The organism is Neomelitea salexigens DSM 19753 (assembly GCF_000422345.1).
In the GTDB taxonomy this organism is placed as follows: Bacteria; Pseudomonadota; Gammaproteobacteria; order Pseudomonadales; family Spongiibacteraceae; genus Spongiibacter; species Spongiibacter marinus_A.
Window position 1 is genome coordinate 107,440 of the sequence record NZ_AULP01000003.1, and the last position, 25,968, is coordinate 133,407.

At 56.2% G+C, this 25,968-nt stretch carries 22 protein-coding genes; 19 read left to right on the plus strand and 3 right to left on the minus strand.

Annotation, left to right across the window (positions count from 1 at the left end; genetic code table 11):
- Positions 1 to 15 precede the first annotated feature (15 nt).
- The 8 genes from aceE (at position 16) to H573_RS0106460 (ending at position 10,421) form a co-directional block, all read left to right on the plus strand.
- Positions 16 to 2,661 carry a pyruvate dehydrogenase (acetyl-transferring), homodimeric type gene (gene aceE / locus H573_RS0106425; RefSeq protein ID WP_027873543.1) on the plus strand — a complete coding sequence of 882 codons (2,646 nt, stop codon included), beginning with the start codon at positions 16 to 18 and terminating at the stop codon, positions 2,659 to 2,661.
- 15 nt (positions 2,662 to 2,676) lie between these two features.
- Entirely contained in the window at positions 2,677 to 4,362 is a 1,686-nt protein-coding gene (gene aceF, locus H573_RS0106430) for a dihydrolipoyllysine-residue acetyltransferase (protein ID WP_027873544.1), read from the plus strand.
- Between the two features lie 92 nt (positions 4,363 to 4,454).
- The gene (locus H573_RS0106435; RefSeq protein WP_051171063.1) at positions 4,455 to 5,315 is read left to right on the plus strand and encodes an SDR family NAD(P)-dependent oxidoreductase; all 861 of its coding nucleotides are present in this window, start codon (positions 4,455 to 4,457) and stop codon (positions 5,313 to 5,315) included.
- A gap of 148 nt (positions 5,316 to 5,463) precedes the next feature.
- Entirely contained in the window at positions 5,464 to 6,297 is an 834-nt protein-coding gene (locus tag H573_RS0106440) for an alpha/beta fold hydrolase (protein WP_027873546.1), read from the plus strand.
- A gap of 3 nt (positions 6,298 to 6,300) precedes the next feature.
- Positions 6,301 to 7,086, plus strand: coding sequence for a fumarylacetoacetate hydrolase family protein (locus H573_RS0106445; protein ID WP_027873547.1), 786 nt, complete (start codon positions 6,301 to 6,303; stop codon positions 7,084 to 7,086).
- A gap of 73 nt (positions 7,087 to 7,159) precedes the next feature.
- Positions 7,160 to 8,068 (plus strand): acetaldehyde dehydrogenase (acetylating), encoded by a 909-nt coding sequence (locus tag H573_RS0106450; protein ID WP_027873548.1) that lies wholly within the window; start codon positions 7,160 to 7,162, stop codon positions 8,066 to 8,068.
- 10 nt (positions 8,069 to 8,078) lie between these two features.
- Entirely contained in the window at positions 8,079 to 9,107 is a 1,029-nt protein-coding gene (dmpG, locus tag H573_RS0106455) for a 4-hydroxy-2-oxovalerate aldolase (RefSeq protein WP_027873549.1), read from the plus strand.
- Positions 9,108 to 9,296: 189 nt separating this feature from the next.
- Positions 9,297 to 10,421, plus strand: coding sequence for a helix-turn-helix transcriptional regulator (locus tag H573_RS0106460; RefSeq protein ID WP_027873550.1), 1,125 nt, complete (start codon positions 9,297 to 9,299; stop codon positions 10,419 to 10,421).
- On the opposite strand, the gene H573_RS17290 is transcribed toward H573_RS0106460, so the two are convergent.
- Together H573_RS17290 and H573_RS0106470 are read right to left on the minus strand one after the other, a co-directional pair.
- Positions 10,418 to 11,266 carry a methylated-DNA--[protein]-cysteine S-methyltransferase gene (locus tag H573_RS17290; RefSeq protein WP_205618908.1) on the minus strand — a complete coding sequence of 283 codons (849 nt, stop codon included), beginning with the start codon at positions 11,264 to 11,266 and terminating at the stop codon, positions 10,418 to 10,420. The genes H573_RS0106460 and H573_RS17290 overlap by 4 nt on opposite strands.
- Before the next feature lie 163 nt (positions 11,267 to 11,429).
- The gene (locus H573_RS0106470; RefSeq protein ID WP_027873551.1) at positions 11,430 to 12,365 is read right to left on the minus strand and encodes a sensor domain-containing diguanylate cyclase; all 936 of its coding nucleotides are present in this window, start codon (positions 12,363 to 12,365) and stop codon (positions 11,430 to 11,432) included.
- A gap of 284 nt (positions 12,366 to 12,649) precedes the next feature.
- Here H573_RS0106470 and H573_RS0106475 point away from each other — a divergent pair, with 284 nt between their 5' ends.
- The 6 genes from H573_RS0106475 (at position 12,650) to pyk (ending at position 19,279) form a co-directional block, all read left to right on the plus strand.
- Complete coding sequence (locus H573_RS0106475) at positions 12,650 to 13,714, plus strand: 3-ketosteroid-9-alpha-monooxygenase, oxygenase component (RefSeq protein ID WP_027873552.1); 1,065 nt, start codon at positions 12,650 to 12,652, stop codon at positions 13,712 to 13,714.
- Between the two features lie 46 nt (positions 13,715 to 13,760).
- A complete protein-coding gene (locus tag H573_RS0106480; protein WP_027873553.1) occupies positions 13,761 to 14,672 on the plus strand; it encodes a VOC family protein in 912 nt (303 codons plus the stop codon).
- Positions 14,673 to 14,765: 93 nt separating this feature from the next.
- A complete protein-coding gene (locus H573_RS0106485; protein WP_084497960.1) occupies positions 14,766 to 15,914 on the plus strand; it encodes an acyl-CoA dehydrogenase family protein in 1,149 nt (382 codons plus the stop codon).
- A 217-nt stretch (positions 15,915 to 16,131) separates the two neighbouring features.
- On the plus strand, positions 16,132 to 16,902 hold the full coding sequence (pomA, locus tag H573_RS0106490; RefSeq protein WP_027873555.1) for a flagellar motor protein PomA: 771 nt from the start codon (positions 16,132 to 16,134) through the stop codon (positions 16,900 to 16,902).
- The gene (locus H573_RS17295) at positions 16,902 to 17,759 is read left to right on the plus strand and encodes a flagellar motor protein MotB (protein ID WP_036255976.1); all 858 of its coding nucleotides are present in this window, start codon (positions 16,902 to 16,904) and stop codon (positions 17,757 to 17,759) included. Before pomA ends, H573_RS17295 begins: the two co-directional genes overlap by 1 nt.
- A gap of 98 nt (positions 17,760 to 17,857) precedes the next feature.
- On the plus strand, positions 17,858 to 19,279 hold the full coding sequence (pyk, locus tag H573_RS0106500) for a pyruvate kinase (protein WP_027873556.1): 1,422 nt from the start codon (positions 17,858 to 17,860) through the stop codon (positions 19,277 to 19,279).
- A gap of 38 nt (positions 19,280 to 19,317) precedes the next feature.
- Here pyk and H573_RS0106505 read toward each other — a convergent pair whose 3' ends face one another.
- On the minus strand, positions 19,318 to 20,097 hold the full coding sequence (locus H573_RS0106505) for an SDR family oxidoreductase (protein WP_027873557.1): 780 nt from the start codon (positions 20,095 to 20,097) through the stop codon (positions 19,318 to 19,320).
- 279 nt (positions 20,098 to 20,376) lie between these two features.
- On the opposite strand from H573_RS0106505, the gene npdG reads away from it, so the two are divergent.
- The 5 genes from npdG to cofH are packed head-to-tail and all read left to right on the plus strand — an operon-like array spanning position 20,377 to position 25,963.
- Positions 20,377 to 21,051 (plus strand): NADPH-dependent F420 reductase, encoded by a 675-nt coding sequence (gene npdG, locus H573_RS0106510; protein ID WP_027873558.1) that lies wholly within the window; start codon positions 20,377 to 20,379, stop codon positions 21,049 to 21,051.
- Positions 21,052 to 21,060: 9 nt separating this feature from the next.
- A complete protein-coding gene (gene cofE, locus H573_RS0106515) occupies positions 21,061 to 21,831 on the plus strand; it encodes a coenzyme F420-0:L-glutamate ligase (RefSeq protein WP_027873559.1) in 771 nt (256 codons plus the stop codon).
- On the plus strand, positions 21,831 to 22,787 hold the full coding sequence (gene cofD / locus H573_RS0106520) for a 2-phospho-L-lactate transferase (protein WP_027873560.1): 957 nt from the start codon (positions 21,831 to 21,833) through the stop codon (positions 22,785 to 22,787). Before cofE ends, cofD begins: the two co-directional genes overlap by 1 nt.
- Positions 22,788 to 22,790: 3 nt before the next feature.
- Positions 22,791 to 23,513: a 2-phospho-L-lactate guanylyltransferase gene (gene cofC / locus H573_RS18905; protein WP_051171064.1), complete on the plus strand. Its 723-nt coding sequence runs from the start codon at positions 22,791 to 22,793 to the stop codon at positions 23,511 to 23,513.
- Entirely contained in the window at positions 23,513 to 25,963 is a 2,451-nt protein-coding gene (gene cofH, locus H573_RS0106530) for a 5-amino-6-(D-ribitylamino)uracil--L-tyrosine 4-hydroxyphenyl transferase CofH (RefSeq protein ID WP_234701844.1), read from the plus strand. The genes cofC and cofH overlap by 1 nt, the downstream gene beginning before the upstream one ends.
- Positions 25,964 to 25,968 lie beyond the last annotated feature (5 nt).

A 25,968-nucleotide genomic window follows, 5' to 3' on the forward strand; every position in this document is an offset into this window, starting at 1 on the left:
TACCAAGACCCTGATTTGCGTGAAGATCTCGATCCACAGGAAACCCAAGAATGGCTGGAAGCACTGGATGGCGTGCTTAGCCATGCGGGTAGAGCACGCGCCGCTTTTCTCCTGAAATATTTGGCAAAGCATGCCGCGCGCCAGGGAACCCAGCTCCCAGCAGCCATCACCACCTCATTTCGCAATACCATCGAACCTCGCGATGAAAAACGCATGCCCGGCGACTTGTTTATGGAGCGAAAAATTCGCTCGCTAATACGCTGGAATGCGCTGGCGATGGTAATGCGGGCTAACGACAACAATGAGGGCTTGGGCGGCCACATCTCCAGCTTTTCCTCTTCCGCGACTCTTTACGATGTGGGCTTTAACTACTTTTTCCGCGGCGGTGATAAGGCCGATCTGATCTATTATCAGGGCCATAGTTCTCCGGGTATGTATGCGCGCTCATTCCTGGAAGGGCGCCTCTCGGAGCAGCAGCTCGACAGCTTCCGCCGCGAGGTAGATGGCGATGGCTTATCGTCTTATCCGCACCCCTGGTTAATGCCGGACTACTGGCAATTCCCTACCGTGAGCATGGGCTTGGGGCCCATTCAGGCGATCTACCAAGCCCACGTAATGAAATACCAGCAGAGCCGGGGACTGGTCGATCACGGCGACCGAAAAGTGTGGTGTTTTATGGGCGATGGCGAGTGCGATGAGCCTGAGTCTCTCGGCGCAATTGCCCTGGCGGGACGCGAACAGCTCGATAATTTGTGCTTCGTGATCAACTGTAACCTTCAGCGCCTGGACGGCCCTGTGCGCGGCAATGGCAAAATTATCCAGGAACTGGAAGGGGTGTTCCGGGGCGCGGGCTGGAATGTCGTCAAGGTCATTTGGGGGCGCCACTGGGATCAGCTGCTGGAAAGAGACAAAACCGGCCTGCTGCGCCGACGTATGAATGAAGTGTGCGATGGCGAACTGCAAAACTACAAAGCCAATGGCGGGGCCTATACTCGCAAGCACTTCTTTGGGAAGTATCCCGAGCTGCTAGAGCTGGTTGAAGACCTCTCTGACGACGAAATTATGTACCTGAATCGCGGCGGTCACGACCCTTATAAAGTGTATGCCGCCTACGCCAATGCCAGAGAAACCAAAGGCCAGCCTACCGTGGTACTGGCAATGACGGTTAAGGGCTACGGTCTGGGTAGCGGCGGTGAAGCGCAAAACGAAGCGCATTCGGTGAAAAAGCTTGATTTGGAAGAGCTGAAAAAATTCCGCGACCGGTTTGCCGTGCCGATTCCCGACGATGAACTTAAAAATGTCCCCTACTATCGGCCGCCGAAAGACAGCCCTGAAATGGTGTATATGCACAAGCGCCGCGAGGAATTGGGGGGGTACTTGCCGGCGCGACAGGCCGACTTCGATGCCCTGGATGTGCCGTCGCTGGAGAAATTTTCGGCGCAGCTGAAAAACACCGGCAAACGAGAAGTGTCGTCGACAATGGCCTTTGTTCGCATGCTGTCGACCCTGGTTAAGGACAAAGCCGTGGGCGAGCGTATTGTGCCGATTGTGCCAGACGAAGCGCGTACCTTCGGTATGGAGGGTATGTTCCGCCAGCTGGGCATATATTCTTCTCAGGGGCAGCGTTATACCCCCCACGATGCCGACCAAATTATGTATTACAAAGAGTCCAAGGACGGGCAGATTTTGGAGGAGGGCATCACCGAGGCCGGTGCCTTCTCTGCGTGGTTGGCGGCGGCAACCTCCTATGCGAATCATCGCTACCCAATGGTTCCGTTTTACATTTTTTACTCCATGTTCGGCTTTCAGCGCATTATGGATTTGGCGTGGGCTGCCGGTGACTCTCAGGCGCGCGGTTTCCTGATCGGTGCAACATCCGGGCGTACCACTCTCAATGGAGAAGGCTTGCAGCACCAGGATGGCCACAGCCACTTAATGGCCAATATGATCCCTAACTGCGTGTCCTACGACCCGACGTATTCTTACGAGTTGGCGGTGATTATTCAGGACGGCATGCGGCGCATGTATGCCGAGAAGGAAAATGTTTTCTATTACATCACCACGATGAATGAAAACTACTACCACCCCGATATGCCCGAAGGCAGTGAAGAGGGCATTATCAAGGGAATCTACAAACTCAAAGGCAGCACGGTTAAGAAGCCCAAGCTAAAGGTTCAGTTATTGGGCAGTGGCACAATCTTGCGTGAAGTTGAAGCGGCCGCTGAGCTGCTGAAATCTGATCACAAAGTGGAAGCGGATATCTGGAGTGCCACCAGCATTAACCAGCTGTATCGCGACGGCATGGAATGTGACCGATGGAACTTGCTTCACCCTGAAGAGTCGCCACGCAGTGCGTATGTTAGTCAGCAACTCAATGCGCAGTCCACGCCGGTTATTTGTGCAACGGATTATATTAAAGCCTACGGTGAACAGCTGCGCCCCTATATTGATGGCCGCTATGTGGTGCTGGGTACCGACGGCTATGGGCGTTCCGACACGCGAGCGAAATTGCGCGAGCACTTTGAGGTGGACCGTTACTACGTGACGGTCGCGGCCCTAAAGGCGCTGAGTGATGAGGGCAAAATTGCTGCCTCTGTCGTGAGCAAGGCCATTGCAGACTACGGCCTGGATGCTGAAAAAATTAGCCCGATGCACCGCTAATATGAGGAGTTTTCTGTGACAAAAGAAACGATCAAAATTCCAGACCTCGGCGGTGGTGAAGGCGTTGAGGTAATCGAAGTCTGCGTTGCTGTTGGCGATGTTGTCGAGCAGGAAGACTCCCTGCTGGTTTTAGAATCTGACAAGGCGTCGATGGAGGTGCCTGCGCCAAAGTCTGGCAAAGTGGTGTCGATTGCCGTGTCGGTAGGCGATAGCGTTTCCGAGGGGGATGCCATTCTCGAGTTGGAGGTGGCTGAGGGCAGCGATGAAGCTGCTTCGGAGTCCGAGGCCGAGTCTGCACCCGAGTCGGAATCTGCATCCGAGCAAACGCCAGCTGCTGACGACGACACTGACGGTGGTAACGATAGAGCTGGTGATGCCCAGTCTGAGTCGACAGCGGAGCGCACCGAAACCGTTAAGGTGCCCGATGTTGGCGGCGGTGAAGGTATAGAAGTTATCGAACTGTGCGTTGCCGAAGGCGATGAGGTGAGTGAAGGTGATTCACTGATCGTGCTGGAGTCAGACAAGGCCTCCATGGAGGTTCCTGCACCGTTTACGGGTGTGGTGAGCGCGATGTTGATCAAGGTGGGTGACGCCGCCAGTGAAGGTACGGCGATCGCAGAAATGCGTGTCGCAGGCGCGACCTCAGCCAGTGATGCGAAGGTTGAGCAAACAGCCCAGCCAGCGGAAAAGGCCGATGCGCCTGTGAGCGCCGAGCCCGAGCCAAAGCGCGAAGCCTCGGCAGCTGCGCGCGAGAGCGCCAGCACCAGCGTCAACTCAACGTCGCCTGCGCCGGCTGCCCAAGGGAAGCAAGTATATGCTGGCCCCGCGGTGCGTAAATTGGCGCGCGAGTTTGGTATTGATCTGAGCAAAGTGTCCGGCACCGGCCCGCGCAAGCGCATCGTTAAGGAGGACCTGCATGCCTATGTTAAGCAGTTGGCGAAAGCGCCCGCAGCGGCAGCTGGCGGCGGCATCGCGCCGATTCCTGACGTCGATTTTGCCAAGTTTGGCGAGGTGGATATTCAGCCCTTAAGCAAGCTGGATAAACTGACGGCGGCCAATATGCACCGCAGCTGGTTGAACCTTCCTCATGTGACGCAGTTTGATGATGCGGATGTCACTGAGCTTGAGGACTTCCGTCGTGAGATGAAAAAAGAGGCTGAGCAGCGCGGTGTGAAGTTAACGCCTCTGCCCTTTTTGTTAAAAGCGGCGGCGGCTGCATTGCGCGCCAATGCCAAGTTCAACGCCTCCCTCAGTGCCGATGGTGAGAGCCTTGTCTACAAGCACTATGTCCATATTGGTATGGCAGTGGACACGCCGGCAGGGCTTGTTGTGCCGGTGATTCGCGATGTCGATAAAAAGTCGCTTTGGGAGCTGGCGGAAGAAAGCGCTGAGTTGGCTAAGAAAGCCCGGGAGCGCAAGCTTAAACCTGCGGAAATGCAGGGCGGCTGCTTCACCATTTCCAGCCTGGGCAGTATCGGCGGTACTGGTTTTACTCCCATTATCAATGCGCCGGAAGTCGCGATCCTGGGGGTTTCCAAGCTGGCCGTAAAACCCGTTTGGGATGGTGATGGTTTCCAGCCGCGCAAAATGCTGCCGCTGTCCCTGTCATATGACCACCGGGTGATTAACGGCGCGGATGCCGGTAAGTTCTTTACCGAATTGGCGCAAATGCTGGCCGATATTCGGCGGCTGCTGCTGTGACACGCTCGCTCTAGTCATTTCGGAGGATGCATCTGCAGCCGCGGTCTGTCAGCCTATGCGGCCGTTGGTAGGCACAATAATAGGAACCCATTGTGAAGCAGGATAAACGCATCATTCTCGTGACTGGCGCCAGCCGCGGCGCGGGCAAAGGCATCGCGCTGGCGTTGGCCAAGCCGGGGTCGACAATCTACGTGACTGGCCGCACTCAGTCCGAGGGTGATGCGGCCTTGCCGGGCACCGTCTATGCCACTGTCGAAGCCATAGAGGAGAGAGGTGCAAAGGCCATCCCCTTAATTTGTGATCACCGGGACGACGAACAGGTGCGCAGTGCGCTGGCTGTGATTGAAGCCGAGCAGGGGCGCCTGGATATTCTCGTCAACAATGCCTTGCTGGTGCCCGAGGGCTTGACTCTGCCTGGGCCGTTTTGGGAAAAGCCGCTGGCGTTGCAGGATATTCTCAATGTTGGGCTGCGCTCTAGCTATGTGTCGTCGTACTACGCGGCGCCACTGCTGCTAAAGAGTGCAAAAGGACTGGTAGTGAATACCTCCTCTGCGGGAGGGCGCTGCTATATGCACGGTCCGGCCTACGGTGCCGGGAAGGCGGGTGTGGATAAAATGGCCCATGACATGGCCGTGGATTTTCGTTCACATGGCGTCGCCGTTGTGTCGCTGTGGATGGGACTGCTGAAAACTGAGCGCAGTATGCAGGTCTTCGACGCGCAACCCGAGTTATACGCCGATGCGGTGGCAGCGGCCGAATCGCCGGAGTTTCCCGGCTTGGTGATAGACGCGCTGTACCGCGATGCAGCATTGATGTCGCGCAGCGGCAAGGTCTTCTACGCGGCAGAGCTGGCCGAGGAATACGGGCTGGTGGACATTGACGGCAAGCTGCCCCCGTCGCCGCGAGCCATGTTGGGTAAGCCCCCCAAGTTTAATGACGCTATCGTGGAGTGAGCTGGAAATAGCTGTCATCCGTTTGGGGGATTAGTGTCGCGAAGGCCCTTCTATAAAATTTACACCACAAAAATAGCTCTCGGCAGGCGCTTTCTCTGCGCCTGCTCGGGCACATCATGTTTTTCTGTTTACCTGGGGGCGGGCAGCCATGACTCAAATCGTAGCGGGATTACCCGAGGGGCAGTATGTCACCCTCGACAATGGCCACCGCATTCACTACCTGGATCAGGGTGAAGGGCCTGTCGTGGTATTTCTGCACGGCAGCGGCAGCGGCGCCAGTGGGCACAGCAACTTCAAATACAACTACCCGTGGTTTGTTGAGCAGGGCTTCCGAGTGGTGGTGCCCGACCTGATAGGTTATGGGTATTCCGATAAGCCTGATGACGTTGACTACCCGCTGGACTTTTTCGTCGAGTGTGTTCACCAAACGCTGCGCCACATCGGCGTGGAGCAATACTGCCTGATCGGTAATTCCTTGGGTGGAGCCATTGCGCTGAAATACACCCTCGACTACCCAGAGCGGGTTAGTAAGCTGGTGCTGATGGCGCCCGGCGGAATAGAGCAACAGGCCGACTACTTTCATATGCCTGGTATGCAGATTATGAAAGAGGTCTTCACCTCTGGGCCGATGGCGCCGGAGCGCTTGGAAGACTTTATTCGTCGCGGCCTGGTGTTTGATGATGCCGTAGTCGACGAGCAGCTGGTCAATGAGCGCTGGGGAATTTTTCAGCAACAGAACAGCCAGGTTATCACCACCATGACGGTGCCCGATATGACAGAAAGGCTGGGTGAAATCACCTGCCCAACCCTGGCATTCTGGGGCGTCAATGAGCAAATGATGCCCGAGACCGGCATTATGAAGTTAGCGAAGGGCATCACTGATATTCGCCTTACGCTGGTGTCTCGCTGCGGGCATTGGGTAATGGTTGAGCACCGCGAGCTTTTCAATCGCCAAACCCTCGATTTTCTGCAAAACGGATAAATTATGGATAGCGCCAAAATCAATGCATTGGGTGATGAGCTCTACAACGCCCTACGCAGCCAGCAAAGTATTGCCCCGCTGACCGAGCGTGAGCCGGACATTACCATTGACGATGCCTACTACATTTCCCTGCGCATGCTTACCCGCCGTCAAGAAGACGGGGAGCAAGTGGTGGGGAAAAAAATCGGCGTCACCAGTAAAGTGGTGCAGGAAATGCTCGGCGTACACCAGCCGGACTTTGGTTTTCTAACCGACGCCATGACCTTTGCCAATGGCGCAAAAGTGCCGGTAGCCGGTCATTTGATTTCCCCCCGTGCCGAGGCGGAGATCGGTTTTCGGTTGAAGAAAGACCTGCAAGGCCCGGGTGTTACAGAGGCGGATGTCCTGGCCGCAACCGACGCCATTATGCCCTGTTTTGAAATTGTTGATTCGCGTATCGACAATTGGAAAATTGCTATTCAGGACACCGTCGCGGACAACGCTTCCTGCGGTGTTTACGTGCTGGGGGAGCAGGAGGCAGACCCCAAAGACTACGACCTGCCTGCATTGAAAATTCGCGTATGGAAAAACGGTGAAATTCTCAGTGAAGGCTTGGGCAGTGCGGTGCAGGGCAACCCATTAACCGCGGTGGCGTGGCTGGCAAATACGCTGGGGCGCTTTGGTATTCCGTTCAAAGCGGGAGAGGTGATTCTCTCTGGTTCTCTGGTACCGCTGGAGCCGGTACAAGCAGGTGACAGCCTGCGCATGGAGCTGGAAGGCATCGGCGATGCACAAGTGCATTTCGTCTAATTGCTACATCTAGAACAACAACATCTACCTATTCGGAGCACATAGCGGTGCTCTACTGACAGTGAGAAATCTTATGGCTGAAAAAATTCGCGCGGCCATCATTGGGCCGGGCAATATTGGGACCGACCTGCTGATGAAGGCAATGCGCTCGGAGCTGATTGAACCCGTTTGGATGGTCGGTGTTGACCCTGAATCACCCGGCTTGGCCCGCGCTAAAGAAATGGGCATGAAGGTCACCTCGGAAGGCGTGGATGGTATGTTGCCAACCATGCGTGAGGACGGTGTGCAAATCTGTTTTGATGCAACTTCTGCCTATGTTCACGCCGAGAACTCGCGCAAAGTGAACGAGCAAGGTGCGTTGATGATCGACCTGACGCCGGCGGCGATCGGGCCATTTTGTATCCCACCAGTCAACCTCAGCGATGCCGTGGCCGAGAAGTGCATGAATGTGAATATGGTGACCTGCGGCGGACAGGCAACCATTCCAATGGTTGCCGCCGTGTCGCGCGTGCAGTCGGTGAGCTACGGCGAAATTGTTGCCACGGTAAGCTCCAAGTCAGTGGGGCCCGGCACACGTAAAAATATCGACGAATTCACCCGCACGACGGCGGGCGCGGTAGAGAAAGTGGGCGGCGCTCGTCAGGGTAAGGCGATTATCGTGATTAACCCGGCTGAGCCACCGCTGATTATGCGCGACACCATTCACTGTCTGACTGACGACGAGCCGGATCAAGAGGCGATTCGCAAGTCGGTGGATGACATGGTTGCCGAAGTTCAAAAATACGTACCGGGTTACCGCTTGAAAAATGGCCCCGTTTTCGATGGCAATCGCGTTTCCATGTTTATGGAAGTAGAGGGGCTCGGGGACTTCCTGCCTAAGTACGCGGGTAACCTCGATATTATGACCGCCGCGGGCCTGCGCACCGCAGAGATGTTTGCCGAAGAGATTCTGGCAGGCCGTTTTTCACCATCGGCCGCCTGAGGGGATAGTCATGGATATTCAAGGTAAGAAAGTCGTTCTGCACGACATGTGTTTGCGCGATGGTATGCACGCCAAGCGTCACCAGATTTCTCTGGATGAAATGGTCAGCATTGCCAGTGGCCTCGATGAGGCGGGCATGCCACTGATCGAAGTCACTCACGGTGACGGTTTGGGTGGTAGTTCGGTTAACTATGGTTTCCCTGCGCACAGCGACGAGGAATACCTGAAGGCCGTAATCGGCGCGGTTAAGAATGCAAAAATTTCGGCGCTATTATTGCCCGGTATTGGCACGGTCGACCATTTGAAAATGGCCGCTGACCTCGGTGTGTCAACCATCCGCGTAGCAACCCATTGCACCGAAGCGGATGTATCAGAGCAGCACATTGGCATGGCCAGTGAGATGGGCTTGGATACCGTGGGCTTCTTGATGATGACCCATATGATTGGCGCTGAGGAAATCGTCGAGCAAGCCAAATTGATGGAGTCATACGGTGCCAACTGTATTTACTGCACCGATTCCGCTGGCTATATGCTGCCCGATCAGGTGCAAGAGCGCATTGCGCTGTTGCGCAGCGAACTGAAGCCAGAAACCGAGCTGGGCTTCCACGCTCACCACAACCTGAGCCTGGGCGTCACAAACTCGCTGGTGGCAATCGAGCACGGTGCTAACCGTATCGATGGCTCTGTGGCCGGTCTGGGCGCGGGTGCAGGTAATACGCCGCTGGAGGTATTGGTGGCTGTGCTTGATCGTATGGGCGCGGATCACGGTATTGATCTGTATAAAATTATGGATGTCGCCGAAGACCGCGTGACTCCCATTATGGATCACCCCATCCGTATCGACCGGGACTCTCTGACTCTGGGCTACGCGGGCGTATACTCATCTTTCTTGTTGTTCGCTAAACGCGCCGAGGCGAAGTACGGTGTGTCGGCCCGGGATATATTGGTTGAGCTCGGCCGCCGCCGCACCGTTGGTGGGCAGGAAGATATGATCGAAGACCTGGCACTCGATATGGCCAAGGAGCGCGGCTTGCTCTAAGCCCTGATTGTCAGACGCCAGTCCGGCAAGATGAAACGGCCCCAGCTGGGGCCGTTTTCGTGTCTGGCCGTTCGTCCTGAGTAAATGCGGCGTTTGCGAAGCAGCTGTCAGGCGTTAAAGGCCTGTATCGCATACCCATCTCGGTTATACTCACTGCATGTAAAAAATAACAAGGCATACAGACCTACGATGTTGATCGATCCAAAGTTTGACCGCCTCCTGGCCAGTATTTATCAAGGGCCAATGGAAGAGGAACCCTGGGAAGGCTTCTTGTCTGAGCTGTCTCAGGTCATGCAGGCTGTGTCGGTCACACTGGTGTTAAACCCCCCGTCGGAGCAGGGCCGCGGCGTGCTGCGGGTGCTGGGTGGCAGCACCGTAGAGGGTATGGATCAGTACCAAAAACGGCTGTTTGCTATGGACCCGTTCTTATCGCTGAAGCCGGGCGAGGTCAAAAGCCTGATGGAGCTGGTGTCAGTAGATGACTGGTTGACCAGTGAGCTGTACCTGATGTGTATGAAGCCCTGCGGGCTGTACGATACCCTCGGTGTCGATATCCATGTTCCGGGTGAAATGAATGCCGGCTTGCGCGTGGCGCGCAGTGAGTCTGCACCGGTCTTTGATCAGCACGACAGGGACCTGATTCACGCGCTGATGCCCCATCTGGAGAGAGCCCTGCGCCTGCATGTGCGCCTGAATATTATTGAGTCAGAGCGTGACCTCTATGCCGGGGCAGTGGAGAGCCTATCGCTGGCGACGATCATCCTCGATGAAAATGGCCGCTTGCTAAACTGCAACAAGATGGCGAAAAATCTGGTCGCACGTGAGCCCGAGGTGAAGATCGAAGACGGCTATCTAATGCTGGGTGATCAGGCCACAACTAAGAAGCTACAGGGGCTGATTAACCGCATTCTTGATCACCGGGATCAGCACGAGCCCGCAGTGGTTGAGGCGATGCGGGTGCCCCGTGACGGCGACTTTGCCGACCTGGGAGTGATTGTTCGCCCAGTGCCATTGACCGAGTGGTCGGAGGGGCAGTCTGTACCAACGGTGGCAATTTTTATTAGCGATCCGGAATACGGGGCAGAAGCGCCGGTCAATATCATTATCCAGCTGTTCGGTTTTACCCCAACCGAGGCGCAGCTATCGTTATTGCTGGCTGACGGCTTGAGCCTGGATGAAGCGTCGGAAGCGCTGGGGATGAGCCGCAATACTGCACGCACCCACTTGCGTTCAATTTTCTCCAAAACCGGCGTTAGCCGACAGACCTTGTTGGTGCGCCTGATTTTGAAAAGCGTCGCCCAGCTGGCAGATTAAGCCTGCAGATCGTTGCTGCCACCCTCTCGCGCAATGCTGTTACAGGCCGCTTCGTGCAGCAGGATTGCCCGTTTGCGAGTGACTCCCCATCGATAGCCGCCGAGCACGCCAGTCTGCCTGACCACGCGGTGGCAGGGAATGAGTAGGGCGACGGGGTTGCTGCCAACGGCGCGGCCAACTGCACGAGCGGCTTTGGCTTGACCGATGCGCTGCCCCAGCTGGCCATAGGTAATCAACTGCCCAGGCCGGATCGTCAGGAGTGCTCGCCACACCTGTAACTGAAAATCACTGGCTAGCAGATGTAGCGAAAGCGGCTCACTATGGCTGTGACTGAACGCGCGATGCAGCAGTTTTTGAGAGCCTTCATGATCCTCTGAGAACTGTGCCGCTGGCCAGCGCTGTTGCATCGCCATCAACTCCTCGCCTCCATCCCCGAAGGTAAGTGCACAGATGCCGCGCTGAGTTTGTGCGATAAACACCTCGCCGAAAGGCGAGTCGCCGTTCCCCCAGCGAATGCGCAGGTTCTCACCGCGCGAGCGATAGTCTCCCGGCGTCATTGCTTCGATTCGAATAAAGTGGTCGTAGAGCCGAGAGCTGCTGCTTAACGACAAATCCTCGCTGACATTTAGTAGAGGTTGGCCGGCAGATAGCAGCTGTTTCGCCCGCTCAACGGTGACGAGCTGAGAAAAGCGCTTAGGGCTAATGCCAACCCAGCGGCTAAACATGCGCTGAAAATGCCCGGCGCTAATGTCCAATTTGGCGGCAAGCTCGTCCAAGCTGAGCATGCCCTGCTGGCTGTCCAAAATATGAAGAGCGTGTTCAATGCGCTGATAATCGGAGGGCACGACGGGGTTCCTTATGCGAGCTTGAGATAAGCATAACGCTTCTATCGATCCGGTCGAGCTGATTCTTGCGCTTATTGGCGGTTGTAGGCATTAATTTAACGACGTAAAGGGTCGCCACTTAAGCGGACGCTTCGCGAGCAACAGGAGAGTAAATCAGCGGGCGCTAAGCGACGTCCAGCAGCTCTGTGCCCTGTTGCACAAGCGTACCGACAGAGTGATGAGCGAAGGGATTATAGGCAAGCCAACTGCTTTGCATCACCATGGGTTTGTCGAGTTGCTCGCGGTTCAGTTGTTCCACATCGTGCTCGATGCGTCGCATGAAGTGCGCTACCTGTTCGTAGGGGCAATCGTTGAGAAGGCAGCCAAAGTGCTGCTCGTCGATGCGAGCAACCAAGTCGGCTTCGCGACAGGCCTCAGCCAGTTTTTGTGAAAACAAGGTAATGGCATCGGGTTTCAGCGTGCCGTCATCACTGTCGGTGGGTGCGGTTAGGCGGAAAAAGACAGCACTGATGGGCACGTCGCTGCGGGCACAGGCGTGCATCAATTTATCAGCGAGCAATTCAAACCCCGAGCGGTTGCACAGCCCGGTCGTTTCATCCGTTGTCGCCAGGTAGCTTGCGCAAAGTTCGCGCTCCGCAATTCGGGCAAGGTCCTCGAGGGTTTCAATTTCATCGCTGGATAAGTCCCGAGGCTGTTGGTCAATAATACAAAAGGTTCCCAGCCGCTCGCCAGTTACAGCATGTAGGGGGAAGGCGGCATAAAAGCGGATATTGGGTGCGTGTACCACCAGCGGGTTATCGACAAAGCGCTCGTCTTTGAGGGTGTCGTTAACGATGAACACGCCATCTTGCAAGATGGTGTGACCACAGAATGATATATCGCGGGGCGTTTCCTCAGCGCCCTCGAATCCGGCGCTGGATTTGAACCACTGTCGGTCGTCAGCCACCAAGCTGACCAGTGCCGCGGGTATGTTTAGCATCTTGCACGCCAGTCGAGTCAGGCGATCAAAGCGCTCTTCCGCTGGTGTGTCGAGAATATTGAGCAACGAGAGCGCGGCCAAACGCTTCTCTTCGTTGTGGGGTTTTTCGGGAGCTTTCATCAGAGATTCCCGCTGCATAGAAACCTAATGGGCATTATTGTAGCGCGTCGGGCGAGAATTCCAGTAAGGGTTTTAACCTAGCTTGATGCGCTATCTTGTGGCGCTGTTGAAAGGTGGTTAAACAATACTGAAAAATGGAGAAAAATCTAATAAAAACAGTGTGTTGTGATATTTTTTTGGTCGTCTAAACGGATTATAGAAGGCTTGCCTTGGCTGTGTGAAAATTTTCACCGTGATAGCAGGGCCCCGGCCAGAGGGTCTGCCGAATAACCGAGGAGAGAAAAATGAGCGAGCCCGCGCAGGCACCGCGTCAGCCCCATATTATTGAAGCTAAAGAATTGCCAGACCGCTATGGGCGGGGATGGTATTGTTTGGGGCTGGCCAGCGAATACGATGAGAAGCCGGTCAAGCTAAACTACTTTGGCACCCGCATGGTTGCGTATCGCGGGGAAGATGGTCAAGTCCATATTCTCGACGGCTACTGCCCTCACATGGGGGCAGACTTGAGCGAAGGTTGCGTGGAAGGGAACTCCATTCGTTGCCCATTCCACTCCTGGCGCTGGGGCGCCGATGGTGTGTGCGATGAGATTCCCTATGCCAAGCGCATTCCTCCGAAAGCGGTTATCCGCAGCTATCCAACGCTGGAAGAGAATCACCTGCTATTTATGTGGTACGACCCAGAGGGTCTGCCCCCCATCGAAGACCAGCGCCCGCCGCGCATTGACGATCTGTTCAGCCCAGATTGGACTATCTGGCAGATGGATCTGATGACAATCAATACCAACAGTCGTGAGTTGGTGGATAACATGGCAGATGTGGCGCATTTTGGGCCGATTCACGGTGCGCCTATCAAAGAGTTCAAGAACATTGTTCACAAGCATACCTATGAACAAGTACTGGTCGGCGGCAGCGAGTTATTGGCGGAAGATGGCGAGCTTACCTCCAGCGCCAAGTACTTTGGCCCGGCTTACATGAACACTTACATGACTGGCCAGGTCGAAGGTATGGATGTGGAATCACGTTTGCTGGTGACTCATGTTCCCATCGACCAAAATAGCTTTGACCTGCGCTTTGGTGTGGCGGTTAAGAAAATCCCGGGTATGAGTGACGAGCAGAACAACGAGATGGCGCGTCAGTACACGGAGCAGAACCGGACGGCGTTCTTCCAGGATGTACATATCTGGCACACCAAAACCCGTGTTGATAACCCGGTATTGTGTGACGGCGACGGCCCAATCAACCGCCTGCGTCAGTGGTACAACCAGTTCTACGTGGATCGTGCGGATGTACCCGAGGTCTTTAACGAGCGCCGCGAGTACACAGTGGATTACGCCATTCGCAATGGCTAATGGCATTGTGCAGCGAATTTAATAATCGATAACACAGGATAAACGCATGGATGTACGCAGTTTAGGCTACGTCGTAATCGAGTCGGCAGAGCCGTCAAAGTGGTTGGAATACGGTCGAGACATTCTCGGCCTGATGCCTGCGCCGAATATGCCGGACGACGGCAATGTCTACTTGAAAATAGATGAGCGCCCGTTTCGTTTTGCCATTGTTAAAGGTGACGCGGAGCGACTGAGCCGTTGTGGCTGGGAACTGCGTGACGCGCAAGACTTTGCCGATGCCAAGCTGCGCTTAGCCGAGGCGGGAGTTGCCTTTGAAGAGGGCAGCAGCGACGATGCCAAGGCGCGGCGCGTGCGCGAATTGATCGTATTGAAAGATCCCTCGGGTAACGAGTTGGAACTCTATTGGGGCGGCGAACTGGACTTTGCCAAATTTGTTTCACCGCTCGGTATCAGCGGCTTTGAAACGGGTTTCAATGGCGATATGGGCCTGGGGCATGCAGTACTGCCGGCAGCTAAGCTCAGCGAAACTCACGCGTTCTACAAAGACGTACTCGGCTTTGGTGACAGTGACTACATGCACTTTCACTTCTCGCCAGACCCCAATGATCCCGGTCAGGGCTTGAACTTCATGCACGTGAACAACCCTCGTCACCACAGTCTTGCGCTATACGAAGACAGCAGCAACCCGGTGGGCTGTGTTCACCTTATGCTGGAAGTGAAAGACACGGATGAAGTGGGCTACTGCCTGGATCGTGTTGAGGCGGCGGGAATTCCCATTGTTTCGACCCTGGGACGCCATACCAATGACCGGATGCTGTCGTTCTACATGGCAACACCAACAGGCTTTGCCATGGAGTTTGGCACTGGTGGTTTGCAGGTGGATTGGGACGATTTCACGCCAACCGTGACATCGCTGCCCAGCCTCTGGGGGCACAAATTCAACATGCCTGACGCCTAAAGCTCGGCAAAATCCTTTGCCCGCTGCACCGCGTAATAGGGTAGTGGGCAGTAAATCATAAGATCAAAGACAGAATACAACAGGAGAGCGGTGATGAATTTTGAAACCATGATGGCTGCAATCAAAGAATTGCAGCCAGTATTTCGTGAGCGTGCACCGCAAACGCGCCAAGAACGTAAAGTGCCTCAAGCCTCGATTGATGCCCTGCAAGATGCGGGCTTTTTCCTGAGCTTGCAGCCCAAGCGCTACGGCGGCTTGGAAATGAAGCCGCAGGAATTCTTTAAACTGCAAATCGCCATTGCCGAGGCGTGTATGTCGACGGCATGGGCCAGTGGCATCATCGCTGTTCACGCCGTGCAACTGGCAATGATGGATGATCGCGCGCAACAGGCGGTGTGGAACGACTCCATCCATACGCGTATTTCTTCCTCCTATGCGCCAATGGGTAAAGTGACGCCCACCGAAGGCGGTTTTAAACTCAGCGGCCGGTGGGGTTGGTCAAGTGGTAGCGACCACTGCACCTGGGTACTGCTTGGAGCAATCGTGCCGGGAGAGGGCTATCGTACCTTCTTGGTGCCGCGCAGCGACTACGAAATTATCGATACGTGGCAGTCGATGGGCTTGGAAGGCACCGGCAGCAACGACATCGTGGTAGACGACGTGTTTGTGCCGGACTACATGACCCACAAACAAAGCGACGGCTTCGCGGGAACAAACCCCGGTTTGGCTGTTAACGACGCGCCACTATATCGTCTGCCTTGGGCGCAGAGCTTTATTCGCGTTGTTTCGACTCCGGCTATCGGTGCCTGTAAAGCGACTGTGGATCTGTACAAACATGCGGTGTTGAACAAGGCCAGCGGTGACCCCACTAAACTCGCGGGCGACACCCAAGTGGTAGAGCGCATTGCCGCGGCCCTAAATGGTATCGACGAGATGGAGACCATTCTCTTCCGTAACTTCGATGTTATGTTGGCGCAAATTGAGCGCGGTGAAGAGATTCCTCTCGAAGATCGTGTTCGCTATCGCTACCAGGCGTCTCTGGTTATCAGCAAGAGTATCGACATTGTCGATTCACTGTTTGAAGTGGCCGGCGGTCACTCGGTGTTTAATGACAGTGAGATTCAGCAGCGTTTCCGGGATGTGCACACCGCACGTGCCCACGTTGCTAACAACCCCACCAGTTTCGGTCGTAACTTCGGCGGCGTTGCTCTGGGTATGGAAAACGGCGACTTCTTCATTTAAGCGTCGCAAGATTATACTCCTCCCGACAAGCCCGGCATTCGCCGGGCTTTCTGCTTTCTGGCTCCTAATTTGGCAACGGCAAACCCGTATAGAAAATCTCCGCCTGCAGTCGCAAGCTGTGCAAAACCTCTAAAGGTCTTCTGGCTGCCGCCGATATATGCATTAAGGGGCCAGCTGTCAGGTCGAATTGGCAGAGTCTGTATAGCGGAGAAATATCTTGGATATAGCAACCCTGCTGGGAATGTTTGGCGCATTGGGCGTGATTATTGCGGCCATTGTTTTTGGCGGCAGTGCCGGTGGCTTCGTCGATATCCCCAGCCTGTTGATCGTAGTGGGCGGTGGAACATTTGCCAATCTGGTGAAATTTCCATTGGATCAAACCCTCGGTGCCTTCAAAGTTGCCTCGCGTGCCTTTTTTCACAAACCAACCAGCTCATTGCAGCTCATTACCGAATGCGTTGAGCTGGCGGGTATCGCGCGTAAGGAGGGGCTGCTGGGCCTGGAGTCGCAGGAAATTACCAATGAATTCCTCAACAAAGGCGTCCAGATGGCCATTGATGGCCACGACCCCGCGTTTGTGAAGCGCTTATTAAACAAAGAAATTAATCTGACGATCGAGCGTCAGGAAATGGGTGAGGCAGTGTTTCGTGGCTTCGGGGACTCCGCACCAGCGATGGGCATGATTGGTACCCTCGTGGGTTTGGTGCAGATGATGTCCAATATGTCTGATCCCAAGGCGATCGGGCCGGCGATGGCGGTTGCGCTGCTTACTACCTTGTATGGCGCGGTGCTGGCGAACGCTGTCGCGCTGCCAATGGCTGATAAGCTGAATTTTCGTACCCAGGAAGAGCGCCGCAATCGCCACCTGATACTCGAGGCGGTTGACGGCATACAAGAGGGCTTGAACCCAAGGGTGCTCGAATCACTGCTGTCCACCTATTTGCCCGACAATGCCCGCGATAAAGAAGAAAAGGCTGAGGAAGCCTAGTGGAAGACGTCCCTCAGAAAAAAGCGGCGGCCGGAGCGCCGGCCTGGGTACTGACCTTTGCAGACCTAATGTCCTTGCTGCTGGCTTTTTTCGTTCTGTTGTTCTCATTCTCCGAGATGGACAAGCAGAAGTTTAAGGAGCTGTCAGGCTCTATGCGCGATGCCTTTGGGGTTCAGCGGGAGGTCCCCGCCTTTAAGCCACCGGTTGGTACCAGTATTATCGCGCGAGACTTTAGCCCCGGCAGGCCAACGCCAACCGTCGAAAACCAAGTTCGCCAACAAGCCGTCAATGAAATGCGCATCTACGCTGAAATGGCAATTGACGAATCCGAGCGGATTAGCAAAGAGGAGTTAGAGGCCGACCTGCAAAAGGTGAAGCGCCATTTGGATATCGAGATTCGCGATGGTTTTGTCGAAGTGGATGACGACGGTGAGCGGGTTATTACGATCCGCATTAAGGAGATGGGCTCGTTTCCCTCTGGCAGTGCCGACCTCAACAATGATTTTAAGCCGGTGATCAATAAAATCGCTGAGTTGGTAGAGGATATTGGCGGCCATGTGGTGATTGCCGGCCACACCGATAATCTGCCAATCAGTACCTCGCGCTTCCGCTCGAACTGGGACCTGTCTTCCGCGCGAGCCGCAACGGTTCTGGAGAGTATCGCAGAGCGCAGTGGCCTGCCCGCCGAACATTTCCGCCTAGCCGGGCACGCCGATACCCGACCTTTAGATACCAACAGCACGGCGGAAGGGCGAGCGCGCAACCGCCGTGTTGAAGTTATTTTACTTAGAGGGGGCGTCCACGACTCCGCTGTTGGCCCGGTCTATGGTGGTCGCGAAGCATCGGTGCTTGAATAGCGCCAGAAATATTCGCTACTGACGTCGAACCGCAATGATGGGCGGTGTAACATGGTGATCGGCAAATTAGCCGTTTCAGGGAGTGTAAAGAGATCACCATGCGTCGTACCAAAATCGTAGCCACTGTCGGTCCCGCCTGCGATTCAGAAGCGCTCTTGCGAGCAATGATATCCGCGGGCGTGAACGTGTTCCGCTTAAATTTTTCCCATGGCAGTGCCGAGGAGCACAAGGCGCGCTGTCAGATGATACGGGAAATCTCTGCCGAAGAAGACCGCTACGTGGCAGTACTTGGCGATCTGCAGGGGCCAAAAATTCGCCTGCGTACACTTGCCGTCGATGCCATTGATGTCGCGCCGGGCGATGAGCTTATTCTCGATACACGCTTAGCCGATGGCGAGGGCGATGAGCGTCATATTGGGGTCGATTACCAACCGCTTGCCCGTTCGGTCGAGGCCGGTGATACCTTGCTTATCGACGACGGCCGACTGCAATTATCAGTGGTAAGTGTGGAGGGTGAAGCAGTGCATTGCCGCGCGGAGAGCATCGGTGTATTGCGCTCGCGAAAGGGAATCAATCGCCTGGGTGGTGGTCTTTCGGCGCCGGCACTGACAGAAAAAGATTTAGCCGATATCAAGCACGCGGCGGAAATGGATCTGGATTTTATTGCTATTTCCTTTCCCAGCAGTGCGGCTGATATCAATGATGCGCGGGACAAGCTTGAGGGCGCGGGTTGCCACGCGCAGATCATCGGCAAGATTGAACGCGCTGAAGCGGTTGCCGAGGACGAACACCTCGATGCGCTCATTCGTGCTTGCGACGGCGTGATGGTGGCACGTGGCGACTTGGGGGTTGAGATTGGTGATGCCAGCCTGATCGGCTTGCAGAAGCACATTATCAAGCGGGCGCGGGTGCTCAATCGGCCGGTGATCACTGCCACCCAGATGATGGAGTCGATGATCAGCAACCCCATCCCTACTCGCGCCGAGGTGTTTGATGTCGCCAATGCGGTGCTCGATGGTACCGACGCGGTGATGCTGTCTGCCGAAACGGCCGCGGGCCAGTATCCGCTGGAAACCGTTAAAGCCATGTCGAGAAACTGTATGGGGGCCGAACGCTACCCCTCGGCGCGAAAATCCAGTTACCGGATCGAGCGCAGCTTCGAGTCCGTTGAAGAAACCCTGGCGATGAGCGCCGTGTTTGCCGCTAACCACCAAGTTGGGGTGAAGGCCATTGTGTCCTTAACCGAGACCGGGCGAACGGTATTGTTAATGTCGCGGCTGACCTCGGGCATTCCGATTTTTGCGTTTAGCCGCAATGCCACAACCTGTCGCCGGGTGAGCCTCTATCGCGGGGTGTTTGCGGTATCCAGCCCAGGGCCGTCGCCTGCGGTGCACGACTGTATTGAAACCCTGAAAGCGGGTGGCCATGTCGATGCGGGTGATTTGATCATTATGACCATGGGTGATCAGGTGGGCGTGGATAATCACACCAATACCATGAAGATCGTTCGCGTGCTGTAAGCGGGGGCCAATCCTCTGGCCCCCGCTCAAGGTGTCACTTATTTTTCGTTGTCGGCGTTAGCAGCGTCCAAAAACGCGGGCTTTTCACCGCCGCCGTGCACAGTGAGTGCTGCACCACTTACGTAGCTGGCCATGTCACTGCTCAGGAATAGACAGGCCTCGGCAATATCGTTGGGAACCGCCATTCGCCCCAGCGGAATCGTTTCGCCCACCGCCGCAATACCGGCCTCATCGCCGTAGTGCAAATGGGACTGTTCGGTGCGAATCAGGCCGGCAATAATCGTGTTGCTACGCACCTTGGGCGCCCACTCCACGGCGAGGGAGCTGCTCAGGTTCAACAGGCCGGCTTTCGCCGCACCATAGGCGGCGGTGCCCGGCGACGGGCGCTGGGCGCTCACTGAAGCAATATTGACGATGCTGCCGCCTTCTTGCTGTTGCATCACCGCATTGCAGGCCTGGGCAAAGAAGAGTGGTGCGAGCAGATTGAGGCGTACGATGGATTCGGAAAACCGTGGCGAGGCGGTGGCCGCATCGGCATAGGGGGCGCCGCCAGCGTTGTTGATCAGCACGTCGATGCGACCAAACTTTTCTTTTACGTTGTCGACAAAGGCCTGGACAGCGTCTGGGTCGCGAACATCCAGCGCGCTGAACCACGCTTCCCGCCCTTCGGCACTGGGTAGGCTGTCGGGTTCGCTGCGACCGCAGATCGCTACGTCTGCCCCGGCAGCCAAAAACCGCTCGCTGATACCGCGGCCAACACCTTTGCCACCGCCGGTGACGATGACGACTTTACCCGTAAAATCCAGTGCGTTTTGCATTCCTTCTTACCTACCTTGTGCCCTGTCATGTTAGTGTTTGCGGCGGCTTGGCTTCTTGTGAGCTAATAATCGCCGCGAAATTTTTGGGCGACAGTTTATCGCTTTAGCCCACGATTTAATATGACCGTATTTTTATGCGTAAATGACTTGTTTTGTCAGTGCCAGTTATAGTGCCCACGTTATACTGGCGATCAGTTTGATGCGTTGGGTGCCTGCCGCTGTGTTCGTCGGCGATAGGGGCCAAGCGTGAGTTTCAACATAAATATAAAGGTATGTGATATGTCCAACAGTGCAGTAATTGCGATTTTAGGCGGTACCGGTAATTTGGGCACAGGCTTGGCCAGACGCTGGGCCCAAGCGGGTTACCGGGTGATTATCGGTTCTCGCACCCAAGAAAAAGCCGAGCATGCGGTTGCTGAGCTCAAGGCATTGATGGATGAGCGCGGGGTCGATGCCGTAGCGGTCGAGGCGATGGATAACCAATCGGCGGCTGAGGCGGCAGATATTGCCGCATTGACCGTACCTTTCGCCCACCATCGCAGCACATTGGAGTCGCTGCGCGGCGCGCTGCAGGGCAAGATTTTGATCGATGTGACGGTTCCCCTAGTGCCGCCCAAAGTGGCGCGCGTGCAACTGCCAGAAGAAGGCTCTGCTGGGCAGATCGCACAGGAGATTCTCGGCGATGACGTCAAGGTGGTATCGGCCTTTCAGAATGTGGCCGCCGTGCATCTGCAGGAAGGTTCTGAGCTCGATTGTGATGTTTTGGTTTGTGGCAACAACAAAGAAGCGCGGGCAACGGTTATTAACCTGGTTGAAGCCGCCGGGCTGCGCGGTTTCCACGCGGGCAGTATCGCCAATGCAGCGGCAGTGGAGGCGATGACATCTCTGCTGATATTTATAAACAAGCAGTACCAGTGTCATGCGGGCATCAAACTCACAGGTGTCGACGAGTAAGTTGCACTGATGGCCAGTTCGCAATTACAGCTAGTTGCCTTACAGAATTTCCCGCTGGTGGAACCAGGAGACGATTTGAGCGCCATGGTGGCTGATTCGCTGCTCGGCAATCAGCTAAGCCTGCAAGATGGCGATGTGCTGGTGCTCGCGCAGAAGATCTTCTCCAAGGCGGAAGGGCGCTATGTTCGCTTGTCTGATGTCTCACCCAGTGAAGAAGCGCTGGCACTGGCGCAGCGCTGCGACAAGGACCCGCGACAAATGGAGTGCGTGCTCCAGGAGTCACGGGAGGTGCTGCGGGCGCGTCCAGGTGTGGTGATTGTGGAGCATCGCCTCGGGGTGGTTCACGCAAATGCTGGCATCGACAAGTCGAATATCCCCAATACTGAAGACGACCCCCAGTTGCTGCTGTTACCCATTGACCCCGATGCCAGTGCACGGCGTTTAAAGGCGGCGCTGGATGCGCGTTTTTCGGCAAACATTGCGGTGATCATTAACGACAGCGCGGGCCGGGCGTGGCGCAATGGCACGGTGGGCTTTGCGCTCGGCACCGCCGGGTTCGAGGTTGTTGAAAATCGCATTGGCGATGCCGACCTGTTCGGTCGGACCCTCGAAGTAACCGAAATTGCCGTCGCTGACGAGCTTGCCGCGGCGGCGTCTTACCTGATGGGGCAAGCCGATGAGGGCTGCCCGGTGGTGCTGCTGCGCGGTGCTAATTTGCGCCCCTCTGACGAGGGCTCGCAGGGTTTATTGCGCGACCGCGACCGGGATATGTTTCGCTAATGGCGACGTTATCGGGAAAATTTCTCGCACTGAGCGGGGGCGTTGGCGGTGCCAAATTAGTGAGGGGCTTGGCCGAGTGCCTGTCACCATCGCAGCTGCAAGTGGTGGTGAATACTGCCGATGACTTCGACTACTGGGGCTTACGAATTTGCCCCGACCTCGACTCCAATCTATACGCCCTGGCAGACCTGAATGATGAACAGCGCGGCTGGGGATTGCGCGATGAAAGCTGGGTAACGCTGGAAGCGATGCGTCGACTCGACGACGGCCAGTGGTTCCAGTTGGGCGATCGCGATTTGGCGACGCATTTGTACCGCACTCAAGCGCTGGCGGCGGGGCAGTCGTTAACGGATGTCACTCGTCAGTTGGGCGAGCGCCTGGGCTGTCCCGCGGCGCTGCTGCCCATGACCGAGCAGCGCGTAGCAACGCGAGTGTTTACTGATATGGGTGAACTCGCCTTCCAGGAATATTTTGTTCGCGAGCGCTGTGAGCCCCGAGTGGAGAAGGTCGTTTTCGACGGCCTCGATACGGCTGAGTTCAACCCGGCGATTATCTCCGCGCTTGCCGACCCTGCCCTGCGCGGCATCATTATTTGTCCATCTAACCCATTTCTGAGCGTCGACCCGATTCTATCCTTGCGGGGGTGCCGCGAGGCGCTCATGCAAGCGAACGTGCCGGTGGTCGCTATTTCGCCGATTGTGTCCGGCGCGTCGGTGAAGGGCCCTGCTGCAAAAATGATGCGAGAGCTCGATATACCCCGCAGGGCGGCGGCGGTGGCTGAATACTATGGCGACCTGCTGGACGGCTTTATCATCGACAGAGCTGATGTTCAGCAGTGCGATGACATCGCCCAGACGGGGGTCGCCTGCCGAGCTGTGCCAAGTATGATGACCACTCTTGACAGCAAGCGGCGTTTGGCCGAGGAGACGCTGTCGTTGATTGAGGAATTGGTGTAGGCGATGTGGTTAATACTCCCACTGAAGGATTTTGTTAAAGCGAAACAGCGCTTGTCCGGGTGTCTGAGCATATCTGAGCGGCGGGCCTTGTTTCAGCACATGGTGGAAGATGTATTGGCGCAGCTATCGGCGGTCGATGAAGTGGATCAGCTGTTGATTGTGTCTGACGACCCAGCGGCGCATTTGCTTGCCGAGCACTTTCACGCACTTTGCTGGCCGGAATCGCAGCTGGGCAGCGGTTTGAATGCGGTGTTGGAGGCGACCCTGGATCGAATCGCTTCCCTGGAAAAGCCCCCCCAGCACGTCATGATTGTGCACGGTGATTTGCCGTTATTGAGCGCGGCTGAGCTGCGTGACCTTATCGCCGTGCAACGCCAGGCAAGTGAACAGGTGGTTATCGCCACGGATCGCCACGGTGGCGGCAGTAATGTTGTGTTGATGCCCTTAGCAAGTCGAATCCGTTTGCGCTATGGGGAGGGGAGTTTAGCTGCCCACACCGCAGAGGCGGCGGCGCGCAATTTGCCGCTTCAAGTGTTTCACGCGCCTGGCTTGGCCAACGATATCGATACCCGTGAGGACCTGCTAGCGCTGGTAAGTGCAGGCATCTCCAATCGCGCCCCTCAAACGATGCGCTACCTGAGTGAAAGTGGTATTGCGCGCCGCTTATTGCAGATGAATCCTCGTGAGTGCGCGGCGGTTGAGCCGCCGCGAGTAGTGAGAAGCTGATGATGAATTCTATGTCGATTGACGCCCTTCTAGAGACGGCCTTGCGCGGCTCGCTTAGCGATGAGCAGGCTCGACAACTCATTCGCTGCGAAGATACCGCCACGCTGGCGGCAGCGGCAGCGACCTTGCGAGACCGGGGCTTCGGGAGCGGCGTGAGTTATTCCCGCAAAGTCTTTATTCCCCTTACCCAGTTGTGTCGCGACGTTTGCCACTACTGCACCTTCGCCAAAACTCCCAAGCGTATCGAGCAGGCGTATATGCCGGTCGAGCAAGTGATTGAGCAGGTGCGTCAGGCCGAAAAACTGGGCTGCAAAGAAGCCTTGTTTACCCTGGGTGAACGCCCTGAGCTGCGTTATAAGGCCGCGCGTGAAGCGCTCGCGCAGATGGGATTTGCAAGCACCCTGGAATATCTCGCCCATGTTGCGGGGCGGGTCTTGGCGGAAACATCGGTTCTACCGCATATCAATGCGGGCTGCATGAGCGAAGATGAGATCGCTCTGCTGCGTCCGGTCTCTGCGTCTATGGGCATTATGTTGGAGTCGGCATCGGAGCGCCTGTGTGAAAAGGGCATGCCTCACTACGGCTCGCCCGATAAAACCCCTGAGGCGCGATTGCAAACCCTGCGCCGCGCTGGCCAAGCGAGGGTGCCGTTTACCTCAGGCATCTTAATCGGTATTGGCGAGACCCGTGCTGAGCGCATTGAATCTCTGCTTGCCCTGCGAGACGTTCACCGCGAGTTTGGCCATTTACAAGAAGTGATTGTGCAGAATTTTCGCGCCAAGGAAGGCACTAAAATGGCGTCGGCACCGGAGCCCGATCTCGATGACTTGCTATGGACGATCGCCGTCGCTCGGTTGATATTTGGGGCGGAAATGAGCATTCAAGCGCCACCAAACCTCAGCCCCGGCGTGCTGCCGCAGATCGTTGCTGCCGGGATCAATGACTGGGGCGGCGTGTCGCCAGTGACGCCCGACTTTGTGAATCCCGAAGCGCCGTGGCCACATGTGGAGCGCTTGGCCAAGGAAACGGCGCTAAGTGGTAAATATCTGCACGAGCGTCTGACAATCTATCCCTCTTATGTCCGACGGGCGCAGCATTGGCTGGACCCCGCATTGGTGCCGCGCCTACTTAGTCGCGTGGATGGCCAGGGCCTGCCGAGGGTGGACGAATGGCTTACCGGGCAGGCCGCTGATGCACCCGAGGCGGAGCTTGCATTGCTTGCTAAGCGCCGGCCTGTTGCAAGTGCCGCCGTTGCCGATATTTTACAGCGAGCAGAGGCTGAGCAGCGGCTAACTCAGCAAGATATTGTCAGCTTGTTTGAAGCGCGCGGTGAAGACTTTGCCGCCGTTTGCCAAGCAGCGGACCGCCTGCGCGAGCGGCGCTGTAGCGATACCGTTAGTTATGTTGTCAATCGCAACATCAATTACACCAATGTCTGTTATTTCAAGTGCCAGTTTTGCGCTTTCTCTAAGGGCAAACTCAGTGAGAATTTGCGTGGCCGACCCTATGACCTGAGTGCCGACGAAATCGCCCGGCGCGCCAAAGAGGCCTGGCAGCGCGGTGCCACCGAAGTGTGTATGCAGGGTGGCATTCACCCTGAATATACCGGGCAGACCTATCTGGATATAGTGGCGACGCTGCGCGAGGCGGCGCCGGCAATGCACATTCACGCCTTCTCGCCACTGGAAGTCTGGCAGGGTGCTCAGACGCTGGGTATGCCGCTGGAGGATTACCTGCGGCAATTAAAGGAGGCGGGTTTGCACAGTCTGCCTGGAACCGCTGCCGAAGTGTTGGATGACCGGGTCAGGGCAGTGTTGTGCCCCGATAAAATTAATACCGAGCAGTGGCTTCAGGTCATGGAAGTTGCTCATGGGGTTGGTCTGCCAACAACCGCAACGATTATGTTCGGCCACGTTGACGGCTACGAGCACTGGGCCAATCACCTGCTGGCAATACGCGCGTTACAGCTGAAAACAGGCGGTTTTACTGAATTCGTGCCGCTGCCTTTTGTCGCCGCAGAATCGCCAATCTATTTGAAAGGGCGCGCTCGTCGCGGGCCAACGTTCCGCGAATCGCTGCTGATGCATGCGGTCGCACGCTTGGTCTTTAATGGATTGATCGACAATATTCAGGCGTCCTGGGTGAAAATGGGCGCGGAAGGGGTCATGGCCTGTTTGAATGCCGGGGTTAACGATCTCGGCGGGACGCTGATGAATGAAACCATCACCCGGGCCGCTGGTGCTAGCCATGGCGAAGAGACATCGCCTCAGGAAATGGAGCAGCGCATCGCTGCGATGGGGCGCGTTGCGCGTCAACGCAACACCCTCTACGGCGAGGCCGATACGACGCAGATGGAACGCGCCCGGCATGCCGAGCGCTTGGCGGCTGCGGTCAATACGCCGGCGAGCAAGTATGAGCGCAGTAAGCGTCAACTAATTGCCAGCGGCTAATAATA